The organism is Cylindrospermum stagnale PCC 7417, from assembly GCF_000317535.1.
Lineage (GTDB): Bacteria > Cyanobacteriota > Cyanobacteriia > Cyanobacteriales > Nostocaceae > Cylindrospermum > Cylindrospermum stagnale.
Window position 1 is genome coordinate 112,162 of the sequence record NC_019757.1, and the last position, 20,552, is coordinate 132,713.

At 40.9% G+C, this 20,552-nt stretch carries 17 protein-coding genes and 1 pseudogene; 9 read left to right on the plus strand and 9 right to left on the minus strand.

What is annotated here, in order from left to right; genetic code table 11:
- Positions 1–1,548 (minus strand): mercuric reductase, encoded by a 1,548-nt coding sequence (locus tag CYLST_RS00520; RefSeq protein ID WP_015205747.1) that lies wholly within the window; start codon positions 1,546–1,548, stop codon positions 1–3.
- Positions 1,549–1,767: 219 nt separating this feature from the next.
- Entirely contained in the window at positions 1,768–2,520 is a 753-nt protein-coding gene (locus CYLST_RS00525) for a TVP38/TMEM64 family protein (protein ID WP_015205748.1), read from the minus strand.
- 35 nt (positions 2,521–2,555) lie between these two features.
- Here CYLST_RS00525 and CYLST_RS00530 point away from each other — a divergent pair, with 35 nt between their 5' ends.
- Positions 2,556–3,227, plus strand: coding sequence for a hypothetical protein (locus CYLST_RS00530; RefSeq protein WP_015205749.1), 672 nt, complete (start codon positions 2,556–2,558; stop codon positions 3,225–3,227).
- Between the two features lie 8 nt (positions 3,228–3,235).
- Here the strand turns inward: CYLST_RS00530 and CYLST_RS00535 are convergent, their stop codons facing one another.
- Positions 3,236–3,946, minus strand: coding sequence for a TIGR04283 family arsenosugar biosynthesis glycosyltransferase (locus tag CYLST_RS00535; protein ID WP_015205750.1), 711 nt, complete (start codon positions 3,944–3,946; stop codon positions 3,236–3,238).
- 963 nt (positions 3,947–4,909) lie between these two features.
- Here CYLST_RS00535 and CYLST_RS00540 point away from each other — a divergent pair.
- From CYLST_RS00540 to CYLST_RS00555, 4 genes are all read left to right on the plus strand, one after another.
- Positions 4,910–5,524 (plus strand): PEP-CTERM sorting domain-containing protein, encoded by a 615-nt coding sequence (locus tag CYLST_RS00540; protein WP_015205751.1) that lies wholly within the window; start codon positions 4,910–4,912, stop codon positions 5,522–5,524.
- Between the two features lie 177 nt (positions 5,525–5,701).
- Positions 5,702–6,937 carry an LL-diaminopimelate aminotransferase gene (locus CYLST_RS00545; protein ID WP_015205752.1) on the plus strand — a complete coding sequence of 412 codons (1,236 nt, stop codon included), beginning with the start codon at positions 5,702–5,704 and terminating at the stop codon, positions 6,935–6,937.
- 67 nt (positions 6,938–7,004) lie between these two features.
- Complete coding sequence (locus CYLST_RS00550; RefSeq protein WP_041232899.1) at positions 7,005–7,649, plus strand: Uma2 family endonuclease; 645 nt, start codon at positions 7,005–7,007, stop codon at positions 7,647–7,649.
- A gap of 19 nt (positions 7,650–7,668) precedes the next feature.
- A complete protein-coding gene (locus CYLST_RS00555; protein ID WP_015205754.1) occupies positions 7,669–8,277 on the plus strand; it encodes a Uma2 family endonuclease in 609 nt (202 codons plus the stop codon).
- Between the two features lie 18 nt (positions 8,278–8,295).
- Here CYLST_RS00555 and CYLST_RS00560 read toward each other — a convergent pair whose 3' ends face one another.
- From CYLST_RS00560 to CYLST_RS00570, 3 genes are all read right to left on the minus strand, one after another.
- Positions 8,296–8,910, minus strand: a complete 615-nt coding sequence (locus CYLST_RS00560) for an RloB family protein (protein WP_015205755.1) — start codon at positions 8,908–8,910, stop codon at positions 8,296–8,298.
- Positions 8,903–10,207 carry an AAA family ATPase gene (locus tag CYLST_RS00565; protein WP_015205756.1) on the minus strand — a complete coding sequence of 435 codons (1,305 nt, stop codon included), beginning with the start codon at positions 10,205–10,207 and terminating at the stop codon, positions 8,903–8,905. The genes CYLST_RS00560 and CYLST_RS00565 overlap by 8 nt, the downstream gene beginning before the upstream one ends.
- 399 nt (positions 10,208–10,606) lie before the next feature.
- On the minus strand, positions 10,607–11,914 hold the full coding sequence (locus tag CYLST_RS00570) for a voltage-gated chloride channel family protein (protein ID WP_015205757.1): 1,308 nt from the start codon (positions 11,912–11,914) through the stop codon (positions 10,607–10,609).
- A gap of 337 nt (positions 11,915–12,251) precedes the next feature.
- Between CYLST_RS00570 and CYLST_RS00575 the strand changes: the two genes are divergently transcribed.
- Entirely contained in the window at positions 12,252–13,124 is an 873-nt protein-coding gene (locus tag CYLST_RS00575; protein WP_015205758.1) for a zinc metalloprotease HtpX, read from the plus strand.
- A gap of 70 nt (positions 13,125–13,194) precedes the next feature.
- Positions 13,195–13,587 carry a hypothetical protein gene (locus CYLST_RS00580; protein WP_015205759.1) on the plus strand — a complete coding sequence of 131 codons (393 nt, stop codon included), beginning with the start codon at positions 13,195–13,197 and terminating at the stop codon, positions 13,585–13,587.
- 67 nt (positions 13,588–13,654) lie between these two features.
- Here CYLST_RS00580 and CYLST_RS00585 read toward each other — a convergent pair whose 3' ends face one another.
- Together CYLST_RS00585 and CYLST_RS00590 are read right to left on the minus strand one after the other, a co-directional pair.
- Positions 13,655–14,236 (minus strand): Uma2 family endonuclease, encoded by a 582-nt coding sequence (locus CYLST_RS00585; RefSeq protein WP_015205760.1) that lies wholly within the window; start codon positions 14,234–14,236, stop codon positions 13,655–13,657.
- Between the two features lie 206 nt (positions 14,237–14,442).
- Positions 14,443–16,114, minus strand: a pseudogene (locus CYLST_RS00590) (pentapeptide repeat-containing protein).
- A gap of 204 nt (positions 16,115–16,318) precedes the next feature.
- On the opposite strand from CYLST_RS00590, the gene CYLST_RS00595 reads away from it, so the two are divergent.
- Together CYLST_RS00595 and aspS are read left to right on the plus strand one after the other, a co-directional pair.
- A complete protein-coding gene (locus tag CYLST_RS00595; protein WP_015205763.1) occupies positions 16,319–16,792 on the plus strand; it encodes a DUF29 domain-containing protein in 474 nt (157 codons plus the stop codon).
- A 237-nt stretch (positions 16,793–17,029) separates the two neighbouring features.
- The gene (gene aspS, locus CYLST_RS00600; RefSeq protein WP_015205764.1) at positions 17,030–18,817 is read left to right on the plus strand and encodes an aspartate--tRNA ligase; all 1,788 of its coding nucleotides are present in this window, start codon (positions 17,030–17,032) and stop codon (positions 18,815–18,817) included.
- 171 nt (positions 18,818–18,988) lie between these two features.
- Here the strand turns inward: aspS and CYLST_RS00605 are convergent, their stop codons facing one another.
- Positions 18,989–20,308 carry an IS4 family transposase gene (locus tag CYLST_RS00605; RefSeq protein ID WP_041233351.1) on the minus strand — a complete coding sequence of 440 codons (1,320 nt, stop codon included), beginning with the start codon at positions 20,306–20,308 and terminating at the stop codon, positions 18,989–18,991.
- Positions 20,309–20,552: the final 244 nt, after the last annotated feature.

Consider the following 20,552-nt stretch of genomic DNA (forward strand, 5'->3'; position numbering starts at 1 on the left):
TCAAGATAACTTTGTCAGAAATCCCAAGAGTTTTTTGGTGTTCGCTGTTAACAGTGTCCGGCGATAAGTATCCGCTGCTTTTTTAATCGCTTCAGCCTGAGTGGGATAAGGATGAATCACACTACTTAACTTACTCAAACCGATCTTATTCATAATTGCCGTGGTGATTTCAGAAATCATTTCCCCCCCATGACTGGCGACGATGGTTGCACCGAGAATCTGGTCAGACCCCTTTTTGTGGTGGATTTTCACAAATCCCAACTCTTCACCATCTGCGATCGCTCGATCTACACTACTAAAAGGAATCTTAATCGTCGCCACATCCAGCCCCAAGGCTTGCGCCTCCTGTTCATACATCCCCACATGGGCAATTTCTGGGACAGTATAAGTCACCCAAGGCATCACCAAACTGCTAAGTCTACTGCGTCCCAACCCAAAGGGCGAAAACAGCGCATTCTTAATCACAATTCGCGCCGCCGCATCCGCCGCATGGGTAAACTTCCAATTCATGCAGATATCCCCAGCAGCATATATCTTGGGGTTCGTAGTTTGGAGGTAATCATTCACCTTCACACCCGATTGCTGGTCATATTCAACCCCGACTGCGGCTAAATTGAGATTTTCCACATTTGGTACACGTCCCGCACTGGCTAAAATTTCATCAACAGTCACCGAATCTCGATGACCATTCACAGAAAAATAAAGTCGCTTACCCTCGGTGACTGTCACCACTTCTTCTAACTGGCAATTTAGCACCAAGCGAATACCCTCATCTAGCAAAACCTTTTGCAGAATTTCCGCCGCGTCAGCATCTTCTTTATTCAGGATGTGAGAACCGCGATGGAACAGCACCACCTCACAACCCAAGCGGCGAAATGCTTGCGCCAATTCGCAACCAATCGGCCCCCCACCAATCACCGCCAAACGTTCTGGTCGTTGAATGAGGGAAAAAATCGTCTCATTAGTCAAATAACCCGCTTTTTCCAGACCCGGAATCGCCGGTTGCATCGCCCTAGCGCCGGTAGCAATCACAGCTTTTTTAAACTTTAGAGTTTTATCGCCAACTTCCACAGTATTGTTACTCGCAAATCGACCGTTACCCAAGAAAACATCTACCCCCAAAGATGAGAAACGTTCCGCCGAATCATGATCACTCATACCAGCCCTGATTCGTCGCATCCGTGCCATAACTGTGGAAAAATCAACTTCAATATGCTTAGAAATATTAATTCCTAATTCCTTCGCACCCCACATTTCGCCAACTACGCGAGAAGACCGGATGATAGATTTGGACGGTACACAACCAAAATTTAAGCAATCTCCACCCATGAGATGCTTTTCAATTAAAGCCACTTTTAAACCCAAATCTAAACCCGCAGCACCCGCAGCCACGACTAATCCCGCCGTACCTGCACCAATTACTACCAAGTCGTATTCATCAGCAGGTTGGGGATTAACCCAATTTGGCGGATGGACGTGAGAAACCAAGGTTTGATTATACTCATCCATTGGACGAACTGTGACTCTCTCGAATTCTGAATTGGACATTAGTAGTTCCTCTGAAGGGTGAAGTATGAAGTATGTTTTTTATCTTGGTCTTCAGTTTATTTGCTAAGAGAAAGCAAAACTGGAAATTTTGTCTTTACTAATGAATATAGCCTCGGCAATATTTTGTCCGTTTGTTAATTGACAGATTATCAAAAAATATTACTGTTTAAATATTGGGGAACAGGCATCTTGCCTGTTCTACAGGAGAATTTTAAATGTTTACAAAACTTCTTCTTCTAAAGCTTTTTGCGCTATACGGGTAACATAAATTGTTACGGCGACTGACGCTATAAAACCCAGAATGCGAATTGCCCATTGTAGGGTAGGGTTGGTAGGTTGAGTCTCAGTCCCAATCAGCGCTAAATTTCCAGCTAGGGAACCGATGTAAACATACATAATTGTTCCTGGAATCATCCCTAAAGAACCGATGAAATAGTCTTTGAGTGTAACTCCTGTAATTCCAAAAGCGTAGTTTAATAAGTTGAACGGAAATATTGGGGAAAGTCGGGTTAACAAGACAATTTTTAATCCTTCTCTCCCCACAGCTTCGTCAATAGCAGCAAACTTTTTGTTATCGGCAATTTTATTGGCAACCCAACCCCTAGCTAAATAACGTCCCACCAAAAACGCCGCTGTAGCACCGAGAGTTGCACCAATAAATACATAGACAGAACCCCAAAATACACCAAAAATAACACCAGCTCCCAAGGTGAGAATTGAGCCTGGTAAAAATGCCACAGTTGCAATAATATAGATGGTAATAAAAGCAATTGCTCCCACTGTTCCTAAGCTATCAATCCACTGCAAAGCATTGTGTAAAATGGCTTGGAGGTTGAAAGAATTTGTCTTCACAGATTCTTCCGCCCAGGCAAATTTTGTATTTAATATAAAATCTATGCTGAGTATAAATAATGTGGAGATACTCAACTGGAAAAAGTTTCTCAGTATTTTCTCAAAAAATCGATTTGTCATGATTTTTTAGGATAGATTTTTGGGTAATTAATTTTATGAAATACCATGCTAAAACTGGGAAGTTTTTATGGCTATGGATACCTGTAACAACAGCAAGTAGTTTGGTAGGTATAGTATCTGGTTTTGTTGGAGGCTTTATAATTGCGTTATGTGGGACTGCTATACCTAGGCACTTTTTAGAACCTGGTCAAGAGGGGATTCTGGTAGGTTCACTTCTAGGGGGAGCTTTAATTGGGACAATTATCGGTATCTCACAAGGATTAGTTCTCAGAAAATATTTCCCGCGAATTCGTTACTGGATAATAGCAAGTATCTTCTATAGTACTATCAGTTTTCAGTTGATTGTTCAGAGCCGGCACTTCTGGTTAAGAAATGATAAATTTATTACGGTTCAAGAGACTTTTTGGCAAAGCATTATCAGTGGTTTAGTAGTTGGAACTATAGCTGGAATTGTACAATGGTTTGCCCTAATTGCTCAGTTTCCTGAAGATTCTCGGTGGAAAACAGTCTCTTTTGTCTGGGTGTTGGTAAGTCCATTGAGTATGATAATGAGCTTTCCCTTTTTGGATTTTGGAGATTTTTATACGATTTTTAATGGGGGATTTGATGAAAAGACTATTTTGTTTGTGGGAGGTTTAGCTATATATTCTACGCTTACCGGATTAGCTTTATTATGGTTAATCAAACAGCGGCGAACAAGTATTTAAATTAATTTTTATAACCTCCTAAATTTTTCTTGGCGATACCAACTACGAATTCGTTCTGGTGAAACACCGAATAAATATGCAATGATGACTATCTGATTCAGCAGGGTAGTTTGGAAAATTCCTTTTTGCAACCATCTCCGGGCTGAAGTAGTCACTGGCACGGGAATAATGGTGATTTTGCCGAAAGTTTTTAACCGCTTTATGAGTTCAAAGTCTTCCATGATAGGCAATTCAGGAAAATTACCAATTTGCTGAAATACTTTTTTGGTTAAAAAAATTGCTTGATCACCATAAGGCATTTGCCAAAAATGCGATCGCCATTTCACCCCCGATTCCACCAACCGCAAACCCCAGCGCGATGCATCAATCCGCAAAGTAAATGCACCTGCGACAACTTTAGGCTGTTGTAGCGCTGTGCGAATCATCTGATCAAATCCTGCGGGTAACCGGGTATCCCCATGGAGAAACAGCAGTATGTCGCCATTTGCAACCAAAGCACCTGCGTTCATTTGCCTTGCACGACCAGTAGGAGATGAGATAACTTTTACACCTAGTGACTGAGCAATTTTTACAGTGTCATCTGTTGAGCCACCATCAACCACAATTACTTCTATATTTGTACTCGGTTGAGTATTGGCTAAAGCGTCTTTGATATTACCCGCTTCGTTGAGAGTCGGAATAATAATCGAAATTGTCGCAGCGTCAAGGTTCTGACTCACGATATCTCCTGAAATCCGGATGAGAGCGAGGTTGTAATGAAGATTTTGAGGCTAATATCAATGCTCAAGATGTCCGACATGATATCTAGTGATAACTAATCCTGTTCTGTCACTCTCCGAAAACATTTGCCATTTCTGAATTCTAGAGCTTTTATCTACTAAGCGATTGCACAATTTATTTCTAATAACAAATACCACACCCATTTTTTTCTAATAGAATAGGTTGGATTGATTGGTTGATCAGGCTTTCAGAGATTGCCCTCCCGGAAAGTGACAAAAGAGGGCTAATCAATCCGGTGCGTTAGAAATGCACCCTACATATGAGCCTCCTACGGGCGCGGTTTACGCTCCCGCAACAAATCAAAGATACATATTTTTCTTGATTTTATAAACGCCTCCCTGTGTAAGAGGATGTCTGAGAAGTATCAAAATTGATCGAGATCCCCCTAAATCCCCCTTCAAAAGGGGGACTTTGAGAAGTTTTTGCCCCCCTTTTTAAGGGGGGTTGGGGGGATCTACGAGTGTTTTATTTATCACAAACAACTTTTCAAACATCCTCTAAGGATGATAAAATCTGTATCTTAATCTTAGAATTTATATAGTAAAATTACTTATGTATTAAAGTAGTAGATTCAGCCCAACACTCTTCATAAATCAAGGCGTTAATTTTCTTCACTATAAACCCAAGAACGAATCTTGCCTATGATCCCTACGAGTCTGAAGTTTCAGAGCATAGTACAGAGGAAAATAGTAGCTATTTCCAGCACAGGATTTTGAAGAACACCTGGTAGCGTCTTTAAGTCCTCCTCAAATTTACCAACACTTTATTAAAGAGATGATAAAAATGCTACTTTCGCCCTTTATACTTTTCCGGAATCGGTCATATGATAGTTTGCATTAAGGAAAAAAGCTAAGAACTGCTTACAGGCTATTAAAACCCTATCTCAGGACAGTCAAAATAAAATGAAAACTAAATTTTCTACCTTTGTCGCTTCCGCTTTGTTAACCACAGGTATTGTCACCACAGTGGCTGCCGCACCTACACACGCCGCCGTAAATTGTAGCATTACTAACGTTTCCCTGGGAGGAGTTTCTGCTACAGATTGCGAGGGAGCCTTTAATGGCAATGATACAGGTGCATTAGATACAAAATTAGCTAATGGTCTGTTTAGCGATATTGTTGGTGCTGGCGTAGCATGGACTTTGGCTGGCAAATCGGATCAAGGCAGTAATCCTTTCATTCAAGCAGCTAACGGCTCCACTACTGGCGCTTGGAGTCTGAAACAACCATTGTCCAGTAACACTTTTGTAGTTAGCTTGAAGGCATCTAATTCTTACAGTGCCTATCTGTTTAACGATTATGACTTCTCTAAAGGTTTAACAGGGATATTTAATACCATTGGTGTTTCTGTAAATGGCCAAGGCAAAGCTCAGGGATTGTCTCACGCCTCATTGTACATCTCTAACAAACCAAAAACTCCGCCCGTAACTGAGGTTCCTGAACCAACTGCACTCGTTGGCTTGAGTTTAGTAGCAAGTGGTATGGTCTTTACACGTCGTCGCCGTGTTGCTGGTTAATACCTCAATGCTTCACAATTTGCCTTTTAGTCAATTTTCAAGTCGTTACAGGGTAATACCTGTAGCGATTTCTTATTTGCATCTCCCAAAGATCATCTAACATCGGCAAGAGCAACAAAGATATTGCAGATATCAATTAGGAGTAAGCTGTTTGAGGGCGTTTTTCACAATCTACTTATGGCAACCATTAACGACAACTACCTGAAGCTAAAAGCAGGTTATCTATTTCCGGAAATTGCTCGCCGGGTGAATGCCTTTGTCCAAGCAAATCCTGATGCTAAGGTGATCCGGTTGGGTATTGGCGATGTCACCGAACCTTTACCAGCAGCTTGCCGCACAGCTATGATTAAAGCTGTGGAAGAAATGGGCGATCGCACAACTTTCAAAGGCTATGGCCCAGAACAAGGTTACAGCTGGTTACGGGAGAAAATTGCTGCTCACGATTTCCAAGCAAGGGGAGCAGCGATAGAAGCTGATGAAATCTTCATTTCTGACGGTTCCAAGTGCGATAACGGCAATATTCTCGACATTTTTGGTCATGATAATGCGATCGCTGTGACTGATCCAGTTTATCCCGTCTACGTAGATACCAACGTCATGGCGGGAAACACCGGGGTAGCTAACGATAAAGGCGAGTTTGAAGGTTTAGTTTATCTCCCTGTCACCGCTGAAAACAACTTTACTGCTGAGATTCCCTCCCAAAAAGTTGACTTAATCTATCTCTGCTTCCCCAACAACCCCACTGGTGCCACCGCCACCAAAGAACACCTAAAAGCTTGGGTAGATTACGCAAAAGCCAACGGTTCCATCATCTTCTTTGATGCTGCTTACGAAGCTTATATCACCGATTCTTCCCTTCCCCACTCGATTTACGAGATTGAAGGTGCAAGAGATTGTGCGATCGAATTTCGCTCCTTCTCCAAAAATGCCGGCTTTACCGGTACCCGCTGCGCCTTAAGCGTCGTCCCCAAAACACTCACAGCCAAAGCCGCTGATGGTTCCGACGTCGAACTGTGGAAACTCTGGAACCGCCGCCAGTCAACCAAATTTAACGGTGTCTCTTACATCGTCCAACGGGGTGCTGAAGCGGTTTACTCGGAAGAAGGACAAGCGCAAATCAAAGCCTTAGTTAGTTTCTATTTAGAAAACGCCAAAATCATTCGAGAGCAATTAACAGCCGCCGGCTTATCAGTTTATGGCGGCGTAAATGCACCTTACGTTTGGGTGAAAACTCCCAATAATTTATCCAGTTGGGAATTCTTCGATAAACTACTGCAAACCGTAAATGTAGTGGGAACTCCTGGTTCTGGTTTTGGTGCTGCGGGTGAAGGTTACTTCCGCATCTCTGCATTTAACAGCCGAGAAAACGTCGAAGAAGCAATGAAGCGCATCACCGAAAAATTTAAGGTTTAGTAAGTTGTGGTGGGCAATGCCCACCCTACTTTTTGTTAGACTTAATCTATCAAAAATCATAAATGCTATGAGTGTAGCTATCCCCATCTTCAAACCCGTTAGCCAGATGCAACTAACACCTGGTAGTACAGTTACCATTCCAAATGTTACCTGGGAAGAATTTGAATCTATTTTACAAGAACTGGGAGAAAAAAGAGCTTCACGAATTGCCTATAATCAGGGTAATTTAGAGATTATGGTTCCTTTACCTGAGCATGAAATTTCCAAAGATTTAATTTCTGATATTATCAAAATATTGCTGAAAGCAAAAGGAATTAAATATCAACCTTTTGGTTCAACAACTTTTAAACGACAAGGTACAGCAGGAGTTGAGCCAGATGCTTGCTTTTATATTCAAAATTATCAACAAATGATCGGACGCAGGCGTTTACAACCTGATAATCCACCGCCAGACTTAGCCATAGAAATTGATGTCACATCAAAAACCAGTCTTGATGCTTATGAAGCTATTGGAGTCCCCGAATTATGGATATATGATAGTGGTAGACTTGCCATTTATTTGTTGAAAAATCGCAAATATATCAAATCTGAACAAAGTCCCTATTTTGAGGATATAGCCATTACTCAGATTATCCCTGCTACTATTGAACGTAGTTGGCAAGTGGGAAGTTTTCAAGCTTTAGAAGAATTTGCTGCAATGATTGAACAGTAATTAGAGATTAACAACTTATATGGTATTACTTCAAGAATTATCTGAACTGTTACAAGCAGAAGATCCAGAAGAACGACAAACAATCACTGGTGTTAGTTGGGAGAGTTATGAAGCTTTACTCAATGATTTAGGTGACAGCCTGCAATATAGAGTCACATATTTAGATGGAGTGATAGAATTAGTGTCACCAAATTACCGACATGAACGCAATAAAACAATTATTGGTTCTTTGCTAGAAGCTTACTTTCAAGAAAAACGCATTCGTTATTTTCCTCTAGGTTCTACTACTTTTCGCAAACAAACAAAAAAAGGTGGTGTAGAGCCAGATGAATCTTACTGTATAGGTACAGAAAAAGAATTTCCTGATTTAGCAATTGAAGTAATTATAACAAGTGGGGGGATAGATAAATTAGAGGTTTATAAAAGATTAGGTGTCAAGGAAGTTTGGTTTTTCCAAAATAATCAATTTAAAATTTACCATCTGTGCGGTGACAGTTACGAACAAGTTGCAAAGAGCGAGTTATTACCAAATTTGGATTTAACAATCTTGGCGCAATATGCAATTGCAGATGATCCTCTAGATGCAGCGTTAGAGTTTCGGGAGAAAGTTAGAGAACTGTTAGGTTAATCTGTAAACAGATAAGCATTATCGAATAAATTTATTTAGCGCCTCAACTAACAAATGTACTGTTGTTGAAGGATTATCACTTTCTGGATTAGAAGGGTTATATTGCTTGAGAAGAGTTTTAGCATTTCTGATAGCAGTAGGTTGTAGATTTTCTATCTCCTCATAAATTGTATCACTATTTTTCTCATATTTCTTTTTCAGTAAAAAGTCTAATTTAGAGATGTAATCTTTACGAGGAATCCCAGTATTTAGAAATTCAAAATGCAATACATACCATAATTCAAAAGCTTCATTAGAATAGGCAACTTTAAATCCTGCTATTTCAGCACTTGCAATAGCATTGTTAAAATCTTGCTTAGGAAAATCATCCCTATCAAATACACACCAAACCTGATCATAATCTCCTTGAGCTTTAAATTCTTTTGCTTCTTGCACTAATTTACTAGGATTATATCCAAATCCTTCAACCTGAATTTTCTTAACAGTTGTGGAAACACGAAACCTTTTAAAGTAATTTACTTCTGTTTGTTCACCTCCACAAATAATTAGGAATGTGTCTCTTGTATCTGTTGTTTCTACTTTTCTATCAGAATAACCACGAGATGGCGTTCTCCCTTCACTTTTTCTAGGCATTAGGTTCACCGATAATTTGACTTAAGTTTCCAATAAAAGGAATAGCGCCATATCTGCCTTTGATGTAGTCACTTTCAAATGAGGCATCATTTCTAATTTTATATTCAACCAGGGAGTATAAATCTGTAGCACCATATTTATTCTTCTCGGTAAACCAAATCTGATCTCTACGAAAGAGTTGGTTACTCAGCAGGTTTGTATCGTGAGTCATAAATATTAGTTGTGCATTATTGTAATTTGTTTCCTTTGAGTTAAATAATTCAAGAATTGCCTTACTAATTAAAGGGTGAAGTCTTGCATCAAATTCATCAAATATCAAAACTTTGCCATTTTTAAGAGTATCTACCAAAAGCCCAGCAATAGCAACTATTTTTTTAGTTCCTTCAGATTCTTGAGCTTCTAAATCAAATAATTCCATAGAAACATAATTACCTTGTTTATCAAATTTTTGATGAACAGTATAAATTGAAGGTGGTTTCTTGGCTCCACTCTTGAGAATGAAGTTTTTGAGTTCATCTGCTATTGCTAGAGGCAAAGAATCAAGGGTAATTTCTGATTCTTTTTTTACTCTTATGTCACTAATACCCAAATCTAATTTTTTAATTAATTGAATAATTTCTTCTCTATTATTATCTTCTACTAGACATTTTATTGTATAAGCCAAATTACTTCTATCATCTAACCCTGAAACTATATTTAATTTTCTTGCTAGCCAATCTAGAATTTTCTCAGCCATTTCAACATTAAACTGAGCCGCTACTGAAAGAAAAAGTGCATTATGCCTAGTTCTTGGATAAATCCCCTCAGCCTTGAACCTTTTAGATAAATTAAATGTAACAGGATTTCCATCATAACTCCGTTCAAAAAGCCGAGTTTCTCTAGTTTTTGGAACAACAAATAACCATTCTGAAACTACATCTTCTTTAGTGGCTTCAAACCCATATCTATACTTTTTGCCATCTAATATAAACACAATTTCAAAAAAAGATGGTTGTGCTTCAGTTTCTGTACTTAACCTAAATGGTTCAACTCCTATTTCTTCTGTAGTTTGAGTATCTTTAGAGGAGTTAATCATAAACCATTTCATAAAACTTAATGCTTTGGCTATGTTGCTTTTACCACTAGCATTAGCCCCATAAATCGCAGCACTTTTGAGTAATTTAAGCTCATCATCTACTGCAAAAACATTATTATTATCAAGTTCCTTTTCTTTAGAGACAATATTAGCCGCCACCATACTAAAAGTAACTTTATCCTTAAAGGATCTGTAATTACCAATACTAAACTCTATGAGCATAGTAACCTCCTATTCTTAAACAGCACATTTGTGAGATTTTCACAAATATATAATTTAAGCATAGCGGATATCAAGTTATATGAGCTAGTTAGATCAGAAATTAATCGTCACTTATTCTGAAAACAAAGATTCTAAATCTCGCTAACCGCTGACAACACGAACTATAGCAATCCTAAATTAGATGTGTATCCCTAACGGGAGCCGTAGGCATCACATCTCTTTTTTCTCTTCCTCTGCGCTCTCTGCGTCTCTGCGGTAATGCCTCCGGCACGCTGCGCGAACGTTAAAAAAATACTGCTGTTAACAACTAAAATAGGATTGCTATATATCAATTAGACATTTGGAGGGAAAGAATGTAGAGACGTTGCATGCAACGTCTCTACAAGGATTCTGCTATGTCTAAGATTTGATATCATCAGATGGCTCAACTTTTGCCTGTTTATGAGTAGCCAAAGTCAGTCCTTCTTCCAATTGCACAGAAGAATACTTGCTCAAACCAATGCGCTGTGCAGTGTAAATTCCTGAATGTCCCGAAAATAGATAACTCACCACACAGCTAATACCAATATATACACCAGATTCCAGTCCAAAGAGTTCAATTCCCATTAAAGTCGAAGCTATAGGTGTATTCGCTGCACCGGCAAACACACCGACAAATCCCATTCCGGCTAATAGTGGTGTGGGTAGCGCCAAAAGTAACGATAAAGCATTACCTAAAGTTGCACCAATAAAAAATAGCGGTGTCACTTCTCCTCCTTTAAAACCTGCACCTAAAGTTAAAGCGGTAAGACTCAATTTGGCTGCAAAATCCCCAGGAGGTAGCTGAGTGTAAAAAGAATCGACAATAGTTGGAATACCCAGCCCAATATATTTGGTTGTACCACTCAAACCAACAATTGCGGCTATCATCGCACCACCAATTAAAGGACGCATTGGCGGATAGGATATTTTGGCTTTAAATAAATGATTGATTTTATGTGTAACTTGAGCAAAAAGTCTCGCCACAATTCCAAAAATTGCGCCGGCAATAATCGCAGATATCAGTTGCCAAATTGTAATTGTGGGGATAATTGGAGCGTGTCGGTATGCTGTATGATGTAAACCCCATAGCAAAGTTACCTGATTCCCGACAATTGCTGCAATTAAAGAGGGGAAAAGAGCATCATAATGAATTTTACCAATTGCTAAAACTTCCAAACCAAACACTGTTCCTGCTAAAGGAGTACCAAAAACTGAAGCAAATCCGCCGCTGATACCTGCGGTTAACAAAATTCGTCGATTTGCCCCTTTAAAGTGCAATATTTTAGTTAACTGATCTGCTAGAGAAGCACCCATTTGCAACGCTGTGCCTTCACGTCCGGCTGAACCACCAAATAAATGAGTGAGGTCTGTTCCTAGTAGAACTAAAGGAGCCATACGGAAGGGAATAATATCTTTTGGGTTATGGATTTCTTCTAGTAAAAGATTATTTCCTGCTTCTACACTCTGACCAAAGTGATGATAAATCAAACCGCTCAAAAAACCGGCTAGCGGCAGCAAGGCGATAATCCATCGATGAGATTCGCGCCAATCCGTTGCCCATTCTAGTGATGCCAAAAGAGCAGCAGAAGCTGTGCCGGCAAATATGCCAATTGCAAAGGAGATTGGCAACCACTTGATTAGATGGGGTAAGGCAATAAATAGTTCAAATTGACGCAGGTGTTTCATTTGTAAAAATCTGACGCTATTCGTTGAAATAAATTAAGCCATTTAGCTGTGTCACTATCAGCAGATTAATCCAATGTTTACGACCAAAGATAGATGCTTTTTTTAACATATACAATTATAAGTATTATTGCTGTTGAACTATTTAAAAAACTAAATTAAGTCCTCATGAGTCCAGATGTATTTTCAGAACTTAATCGGGAAAACCGAACTCCTGTGAGAGGTTTTCTGCACTGTAATATCTGAGTTTAACTGGATACTGTTAAGGAGGGGCTAAAGTAAATGCTGTTGTCTAGAAAGGACTAAAAAACTATACAGCATTAGTCAGGAGAGCAAAAAAATGACAAATCAATTGAAAACTGCTGCACTGCTAGCAGCACTCAGCGGCCTATTAATTGCAATTAGTTACTGGGTACTTGGTGGTACTACTGGCTTGATTGTGGGGATTGGATTAGCAGCAGTTACAAACCTGTTTTCTTGGTATCAATCTGATAAGATTGCCTTGGCAGTCTATCGCGCTCAACCAGTGACTGAAGCCGAAGCACCGGGACTTTATAGAATGGTGCAGAGATTGTCTCAGCGTGCCAAGATTCCCATGCCGGGAGTTTACATTGTTCCTAGCCAAGGTGCCAATGCTTTTGCTACAGGACGAGATCCAGAACACGCGGCTGTTGCTGTCACCGAAGGAATCTTAAATATATTACCAGAGGATGAACTCGAAGGCGTTCTTGCCCACGAACTCACCCATATAATTAATCGTGACACCCTCACACAAGCAGTAGCTGCTACTGTCGCCGGGGCTATCTCTTTCCTAGCGCAAATGGTGAGTTACAGCTCATGGTTTGGCGGTGCTAGTTCGCGAGATGACAACAGAGGTGGAAATCCTTTGGGAGTGCTATTAACGGTAGTACTTGCACCTGTGGCGGCGACGATCATTCAGTTAGCAATATCCCGCACTAGAGAATTTTCTGCTGATGCTGGTGCTGCGAGATTGACTGGTAATCCCCGCGCTTTAGCTAGAGCACTGCAACGCTTAGAAGTTACAGCCCGACAAATGCCTTTAAATGCTAACCCAGCCTTTGAACCGTTATTGATTATCCATCCAATTTCTGGGCAATTTTTGGGTAATTTGTTCTCCAGCCACCCAGCGACTGAGGCGCGAGTTGAAGCGTTGCTGAAGTTAGAGCAACAACTGCCTACAACAGCTTATTAAGTGTTTGTAATTTCAGTCCAGGGTAAAGTTTTCATCCGAGAGTAAGCTTTGCAACAAGGATGTTCGAACTATGACTGCTAATAACATCGGATCTAGAGAGAAATTAGAAATCAGTTTTCAAACCCATCAACTTGAAACCGCATTGGCTGGGGAAACTGAGGAAGTTAAGCGGGAAACTACAGCGCTAATTGAGGCGATCGCTAAACGCGCGCAAGCTGAGGCTGCTGGTACTATTACCCGTGAAACCTATTTGAATGCTGTACGCCAAGCACGGGAAGCGATTGAACGGCAGAAACTGATGGAACGCGATCATCGCCTAGAGTACACTTGGGCAGTAATGCAGGATGAAGCGGAAAGAAACTGGTACTTGATGATGAAAGAAGCGATAAATTTTAGCGATCGCTTGCAAAAAGCCGCAAAAGCCGCCTGGGAAGCCTTCAATGCGCCTCGTTCTCAAACTTAAGTGCAATACATAACCATTCCTAGGGATACAGCATTGCTGTGTCCCTAATCGTTTTTTTGTTTTCCAGTCATGAGCCAAAAATCGGCTGTAAATCTAAAATAAACCCTGGCAATACATCTTCCCCAGATAAACTGGTAGGAGATTGTAAAACTTCTGCTTTTTGATTAGGGCGATAAATTTCTACTTGTTTATCTTTAGGATTAATTAACCAGCCTAAAAGTAAACCATTATCAATATACTCCCGCATTTTGGACTGAGTATCTGCTAAATCATCACTTTCTGAAAGTAATTCAATTACAAAATCAGGGCATAAGGGCAGAAATTTCTTTCTTTGTTCTGGTGTGAGTGCATTCCATCTTTCTATGCTTACCCAAGAGACATCAGGTGAACGAGTTGCACCGTTAGGTAATTTAAACCCGGTAGAAGAATCAAAAGCTTTTCCTAAACCATTTTTGCGGTTCCAAAACCCTAAATCAAGATAAACTTCAAAATTCCGGTTTCCTGTCTCTCCTCCCGTTGGCGACATAACAATTAATTCCCCATGAGCCGATAATTCTAAACGCAAATCTTTATTAGCAGCAATTATTTGCAGAAATTCATCATCAGTGAATTTAAGCGATGGTGGTATTTGTACAGTTACAGCAGTCATAATTCATACCTAGACATTTTGCCTCTACCTCTATATATCTCGTTCCCAGTCGGAGACTGGGAATGCTCATCAGGGAGGTTCTACCTCCCATCCTAGCAATAAATGCCGGACGATATAAAATCAAGAGTTTGAAACCCACGGAGGTGGGTTTTGCCTGTGTAGACGCGATTTCTAATCGCCATTTTTTAAATATTCTCAGACATTCTCTAACCTAAACCTAGAAATCCAGAAATTAGCGGCAGAATTTTACTACATTCTTCAACCAATTTTGTCGCTGTGGGTAAACTAGAAATTGTCCCTTTTAAAATCTTTATCGCTGTTTTCGCCGCCTTTTGCATTGCTCCTTCTTGGGGATTTTTACCCGCTTCTGCTAAGGCTTTAACTTGCTCTAATGCCTCAGCTTTATCTTCTTGATTTAAGTTTTTATCCGCCTCAATCGCTGCTTGCAATTGCGTCAATAATTCCTTAATTCCCGGTTTATCTGGTTCTGGTGAAGCGGGTAATTGGCTGATGGTATTTGTTACCACACCGCTAATATCCATTTCACCTAAATTCAAAGCTTGTCCACTAGCATTAAAATCTCTGCCAACACTACCAATTTCAACCACTATTGGGGCGGCGTTCACGGTCATCGGTTCCTGGTTTAGGATTATCTAAAAGATAGACAAACCGACAATCTACATTATCTAATATAGTGGTATTTTCAATATTCCAAGCTTCCACACAAGCACCTGTCATTTGAGTATTGCTGAAATTAGTACCGACTGCTTGAGCAAGAGTCAGGTTTGCCCATTCTAAACAAGCGCCTTGGAAAGTGGCCTCAATAATATCAGCATCTTTTAAATTAGCCTCTTTCAAGTCTGCACCTTTCAGGTTTGCGCCTCTGAGGTTAGCACCAACGTAAGATTTACCTCTACCATTGCAGCTAATGAGCAAATTGAGAACAGCGCGGTTAGTTAGTATCGTATTACCTGGTCTAGCAAAATCAAGTTTTTTCGCTTCATAAAAACGAGTGCGCGTTAGGTTTGCTGTTCTGAAATCTGTGTTTTTGAGAATTGCACCAGTAAAATCAGCATCAGTTAAATCAGCACCACGAAAACTTGTGCCACCTGTAGCAGCTAAGGTAAGAGCGACTAAGCGAACTAAAGTGTATTTCTCATTTTTCGTGAGACTACCCCACCCTATGTAAATAGTAAATAGTGTAAAGATGAAGGCATCAATGATAGCCATAGCATAGTTGATAGCAATCGCTTGATAGACTCTAGTTGTGACTCCAACGAAGTCTGTAGCTATGGCTCCAGCAAAGACTCCAGCATAGGAGCTGACAAAAACTCCGACTCCAGCAAACACTCCAGCGATGGAGATAGCAAAGGCAAAGGCTGTGGCATTTATAATCGAAGTGGTAATGCCTATAGTAATGCCTCCAGCAATAGCTCCAGCGACAGCTCCGGCTATGTCTCCCGCAAAGGCAACAGCCATAGCAACTATGATGACAAAGGCAAAGGCTCCTAAACCTGCTGTGAAACCCTTGCGAATAGTGACAATGCAAAAGAGTGCCACTAAAACTAGGGAGACTACCCCGATAATAAAAATTTGAGTTTTGTCAGTCTTAAAAGCTTCAAAAATAACTGCTATCCATACTCCCATGAAGATTGAGAAAAATCCTAATAATCCCGACAACAGCCATGAGACTATGAGTAACCAAATAACTGAATGATACTGTAGTCCAGCCCTAGCACCACTTAAGTCAGCACCTTTAAGGTTAGCGTTGGTAAAATCTGCTCCTCTAATATCCGCTTTGCTAAAGTTGGCGCCTGTCAGATTTTGACCTTTAAAAGAGCGCCCTCGGAGATTTTGACGGTCGTAATCTGGCGGCATAATCGCGTCAGCAAGAGGTTATTGATGATATTTTATACATATTAGCTGGGCATTATTCCGGTTTTTGGCAAGATTTGGTTAGATTTATCTGTTGCACCATTCCCGTAGCACTCCACCTCTAAACCCTCACCACGGCTTGGAGGGGGATTGGAGTTTTGAGATAAAATTAGATTACGCCAGTCAATAGCGATCACAAGATTAACTATGAATAATCAACTGTATGAACAAGATTTTAATCTTTGGCGAGAAAGCATTATTGAACAAATTAAACAGCATCAATTTAATGATATCGATTGGGAGCATTTGCTTTTAGAATTAGAAGATATGGGAAAATCAGAGAAACGGTCATTTATTAGTAATTTAACAATCCTGATTGCACATTTACTAAAACTAACCGTTCAATCTGATGCTCCTGAGATGATGAAAGGAAGCTGGTATAGTTCTGTGACAGAACATCGTTTCCGAATCAAAAAGGATTTGGAAGAAAATCCTTCTTTTAAAAACTATATTACTGAAGTTATTTCTCAAGCATATTTCGATGCTCGTAAACTGGCGATTAAGGAAGGTAAAAAGGCTAAATTAGGAGTTAGAAAACCTGCTGAAGAAGAATATCCTCTCGATTGTCCTTTTCTGATAGATCAGTTATTAGATGAAGATTTTTATGGAGACAATGATTAAGCACATAAAAAGTCTGGGTTGGATACGTATATTTTGTAAAAAACAACACACAATATGGCGCAGCACTGTTTTCTACAGCGTGTGACTTGAGGCAAGATTCACCTCTTCGTTGCCAGTTTGCCGTTTTTGCTGAATTTTATTGACTCAGAATTACTACAATTAGTGTTGATGCTAGATAATGGGAAGGCTTTGACTATTTACCAAACCATCTAGCCCGGAAAAGAAGAACTAATAGCTATGCGAACTCACTATTGCGGCGAACTCCGAAAAGAACATATTGGAGAAACTGTTACTTTATACGGATGGGTAGACCGTTACCGCGATCATGGGGGCGTGACATTTTTGGATTTACGCGATCGCTCTGGGCTAGTCCAAATCGTCAGTGATCCACAACGGACTCCCGATTCTTACGAACAGGCTAACACACTGCGAAGTGAATATGTTGTGGAAATCACAGGCAGGGTAACACAACGTCCTGAAGAATCCCTAAATTCCCGCATTCCTACAGGCGATGTCGAAATCTACGCCGATAAAATCGTTTTACTCAACGCCATCCATAAGCAATTACCCTTCCAAGTCGCTACCGGCAACAACGATCCAGTGCGGGAAGACTTGCGGTTAAAATATCGTTATTTGGATTTGCGGCGCGATCGCATGGCGAGTAACTTGCAACTGCGTCACCAAGTCGTCAAAGCCGTCCGTCGCTACCTAGAAGATATCGCCAATTTCATCGAAGTAGAAACCCCCATCCTCACCCGTTCCACCCCCGAAGGTGCGCGTGATTACATCCTACCCAGTCGGGTTAATGCTGGTGAATGGTTCGCCTTACCCCAATCACCGCAGCTATTCAAACAATTATTGATGGTATCCGGCATGGATAGATACTATCAGGTTGCTCGTTGCTTCCGCGATGAAGACTTACGCGCCGACAGACAACCAGAATTTACCCAATTGGACATGGAAATGAGCTTCATGTCCCAAGAAGAAATTATCGAACTTAACGAGAAGTTAGTTGCTCATATCTTCAAAAGCGTTAAAGACATTGAGTTACCTCATCCTTTTCCCCGTCTCACCTACGCCGAAGCAATGGATCGCTACGGTAGTGATAAACCTGATACGCGTTATGGTTTGGAATTAGTCAATGTTTCGGATATCTTGAAAGACTCCGGTTTTAAAGTCTTTCGGGAAGCTGTCGCAAATGGCGGTATCGTCAAAATCCTCCCCATTCCTAACGGTAACGATGCCATCTCTAATGTCCGCATTAAACCAGGTGGTGACTTATTTAAAGAAGCCAGTGAAGCCGGTGCTAAAGGTTTAGCTTATATCCGCGTTAGAGAAGATGGTGAAATTGATACCATTGGCGCAATCAAAGACAACCTCACGCCAGAACAAAAACAAGAAATTATCAGCCGCACAGGTGCAAAAGCCGGTCATTTGTTATTATTTGCTGCTGCTGATGCGCCAACTGTCAATAAAACTTTAGACAGATTGCGGCAAGTTATCGCCAGGGAATTTAAGTTAATTGATTCTGAAAAAATCAACTTGCTCTGGATTACAGATTTCCCGATGTTTGAGTGGAATGCTGACGAAAAGCGTCTTGAAGCATTGCACCACCCCTTCACAGCACCCCATCCTGATGATTTGAGCGACTTAAAAACAGCACGCGCTCAAGCTTACGACTTGGTATTTAATGGCTTTGAAGTTGGCGGTGGAAGTCTGCGGATTTATCAGCGAGAAATTCAAGAACAGGTATTTGAAGCGATTGGTTTTTCTCCTGAAGAAGCACAAAATAAATTTGGCTTTTTGTTAGAAGCTTTTGAATATGGTACACCCCCCCACGGTGGCATCGCCTACGGTTTAGATCGTTTGGTGATGTTGCTGACTGGAGAAGAATCTATTCGCGATGTCATTGCTTTTCCAAAAACACAACAAGCGCGTTGTTTGTTAACAGATGCACCTTCAACAGTAGATGCGAAACAGTTGAAAGAATTACACGTTTCTTCAACTTTTAAACCCAAAACTTAAAGTGTATGGTGCGTTCCCAACGCACCATCTTCAAAAATTCTTAAAGTGTAGGGTGCGTTCCCAACGCACCATCTTCAAAAATTCGGTGCGTTACGAACTAATTTAGTGCATTATAATTTTCTTGTGGAACAGGCGTCTCGCCTGTTATGGGCGGGCGAGACGCCATTGGTGTCAAGTTAAGGCATCAGCCCAGATGTCAAGTGACCGAGCAGCCGTTCGTCGGTGACGTTGACGGACGGCTTTGACCAACCCCATCGAACGATGATGTTCTACGAGCCAAGGAATAAGTTGTAACCCAGGGTTACGTAAAAGTGCGCGGTGGAAAAAATAGAAACTGCGAAAAACCATTTCTACAGAAATGCGCTCAATTGGCTGTTGTAAAGCTACTGCGACATCGGCACACAAGTCATTAAGAACAGCGTAGAAAATCCAAGTAGCATATATTTGCATCTGCACACCATTAGTGCCACCAACCCACAGATAGGACAATCCCAATAAACGCTTAGTCAATAAAAATGCATCCTCAATGCGCCAGCGTCGACGGTATAATTCGCAAACTTCCTGTGCCGAAAGTTGTTGTGGGTCAAGAACATTAGTCAAGTAATGATACCAAGTCTTGCCCCACAATACGGAAACTTGGCGCATGGGATGGCGACATGGGTTGGTGTGATGCCATCCCATTTGAATAATTTCGTCTTTGTAGTGAGAGCCGTCAGAAAGTACACGTGCTACCTTATATCTCACCTTTTCCTTTTGGCGTGTCAGCACATACTTATTAGCTGTAGTCAGAGAATCAAACCATTCAAAACCATAAAATCCCATGTCTACTACGAGTAAACCGCCTGAAGGTAAACGTTCTAACAGTGCTTGCCACCAACGAGTCTCATTTCGTTTGACATCGGCATCATACCAAACTGCCACGGGAGTGTGAGTGAAAGCTTCAACCACCATCAGCATTTTTCCTGCCAACACCGCACCTGTTTTTTCTTGCAGTTGTCCGAAGTGTTTTTTCATGGCTTCGAGTGTCGAGGCGTCTCCAATCCAAATGGCGGGAAATTTCTCGGACACTGATGCCCAGGCTGGGGCTAATTCCCTTACACTCCTTTTAGCTGCTAGGCACTCTATGACCTGCTCTAACAGTTTGGCAAATAGATGAGCCGGTAGGCTGTTGAGTCTTTGAGACAAAGCTTGCTTACTCACTTTCGTTGCCTCTACCCACATCAATCCTTCTACTTCTAGGATTCGCAATACATCTGTTAAGTGCTGTACTTGTCTATACACTATACTCAACACTATTGCTGCCATTACTGGTAGGGTCAGTACTCGTGAGCGCAAGCTCCGTTCTTTATCTTTTACTTCTTTGAGGTTGGTAAATGTGCCTGGACTTACCAACTCAAACAACCTTGATTCTATCTCTTCACTTGCCGGAGCCGGTACGTTGACTCGATGGCGAAAATCTGGATTCCCTTGCTTTTTCCGTGGTTTACTCATGGCTCTTTTCAACACCCCTGTGTTGACTTCTACCATTAGGTTTCCCTCTCTTGACACAAATCCATTTTTCTTAACTTGACACCAATGGCGAGACGCCCACCCCACAAGAGCTATATTTTATGCATTATTTTAGCCTTGCCACTAGGGATGGTATTGATAAAGTATCTATCTGTAGTAGTCAATAACCGCTGTATACATGAAATCAGGTTATCATTGCACAAGCTCTGATTAATTTTCTCAAATC

What these genes read in the sequence shown, in the direction of transcription:
- CYLST_RS00520 (WP_015205747.1), bottom strand. Translation starts at nt 1,548, where the DNA reads ATGTCCAATTCAGAATTCGAGAGAGTCACAGTTCGTCCAATGGATGAG.
- CYLST_RS00525 (WP_015205748.1), bottom strand. Translation starts at nt 2,520, where the DNA reads ATGACAAATCGATTTTTTGAGAAAATACTGAGAAACTTTTTCCAGTTG.
- CYLST_RS00530 (WP_015205749.1), top strand. Translation starts at nt 2,556, where the DNA reads ATGAAATACCATGCTAAAACTGGGAAGTTTTTATGGCTATGGATACCT.
- CYLST_RS00540 (WP_015205751.1), top strand. Translation starts at nt 4,910, where the DNA reads ATGAAAACTAAATTTTCTACCTTTGTCGCTTCCGCTTTGTTAACCACA.
- CYLST_RS00545 (WP_015205752.1), top strand. Translation starts at nt 5,702, where the DNA reads ATGGCAACCATTAACGACAACTACCTGAAGCTAAAAGCAGGTTATCTA.
- CYLST_RS00550 (WP_041232899.1), top strand. Translation starts at nt 7,005, where the DNA reads ATGAGTGTAGCTATCCCCATCTTCAAACCCGTTAGCCAGATGCAACTA.
- CYLST_RS00555 (WP_015205754.1), top strand. Translation starts at nt 7,669, where the DNA reads ATGGTATTACTTCAAGAATTATCTGAACTGTTACAAGCAGAAGATCCA.
- CYLST_RS00560 (WP_015205755.1), bottom strand. Translation starts at nt 8,910, where the DNA reads ATGCCTAGAAAAAGTGAAGGGAGAACGCCATCTCGTGGTTATTCTGAT.
- CYLST_RS00565 (WP_015205756.1), bottom strand. Translation starts at nt 10,207, where the DNA reads ATGCTCATAGAGTTTAGTATTGGTAATTACAGATCCTTTAAGGATAAA.
- CYLST_RS00570 (WP_015205757.1), bottom strand. Translation starts at nt 11,914, where the DNA reads ATGAAACACCTGCGTCAATTTGAACTATTTATTGCCTTACCCCATCTA.
- CYLST_RS00575 (WP_015205758.1), top strand. Translation starts at nt 12,252, where the DNA reads ATGACAAATCAATTGAAAACTGCTGCACTGCTAGCAGCACTCAGCGGC.
- CYLST_RS00580 (WP_015205759.1), top strand. Translation starts at nt 13,195, where the DNA reads ATGACTGCTAATAACATCGGATCTAGAGAGAAATTAGAAATCAGTTTT.
- CYLST_RS00585 (WP_015205760.1), bottom strand. Translation starts at nt 14,236, where the DNA reads ATGACTGCTGTAACTGTACAAATACCACCATCGCTTAAATTCACTGAT.
- CYLST_RS00595 (WP_015205763.1), top strand. Translation starts at nt 16,319, where the DNA reads ATGAATAATCAACTGTATGAACAAGATTTTAATCTTTGGCGAGAAAGC.
- aspS (WP_015205764.1), top strand. Translation starts at nt 17,030, where the DNA reads ATGCGAACTCACTATTGCGGCGAACTCCGAAAAGAACATATTGGAGAA.
- CYLST_RS00605 (WP_041233351.1), bottom strand. Translation starts at nt 20,308, where the DNA reads ATGAGTAAACCACGGAAAAAGCAAGGGAATCCAGATTTTCGCCATCGA.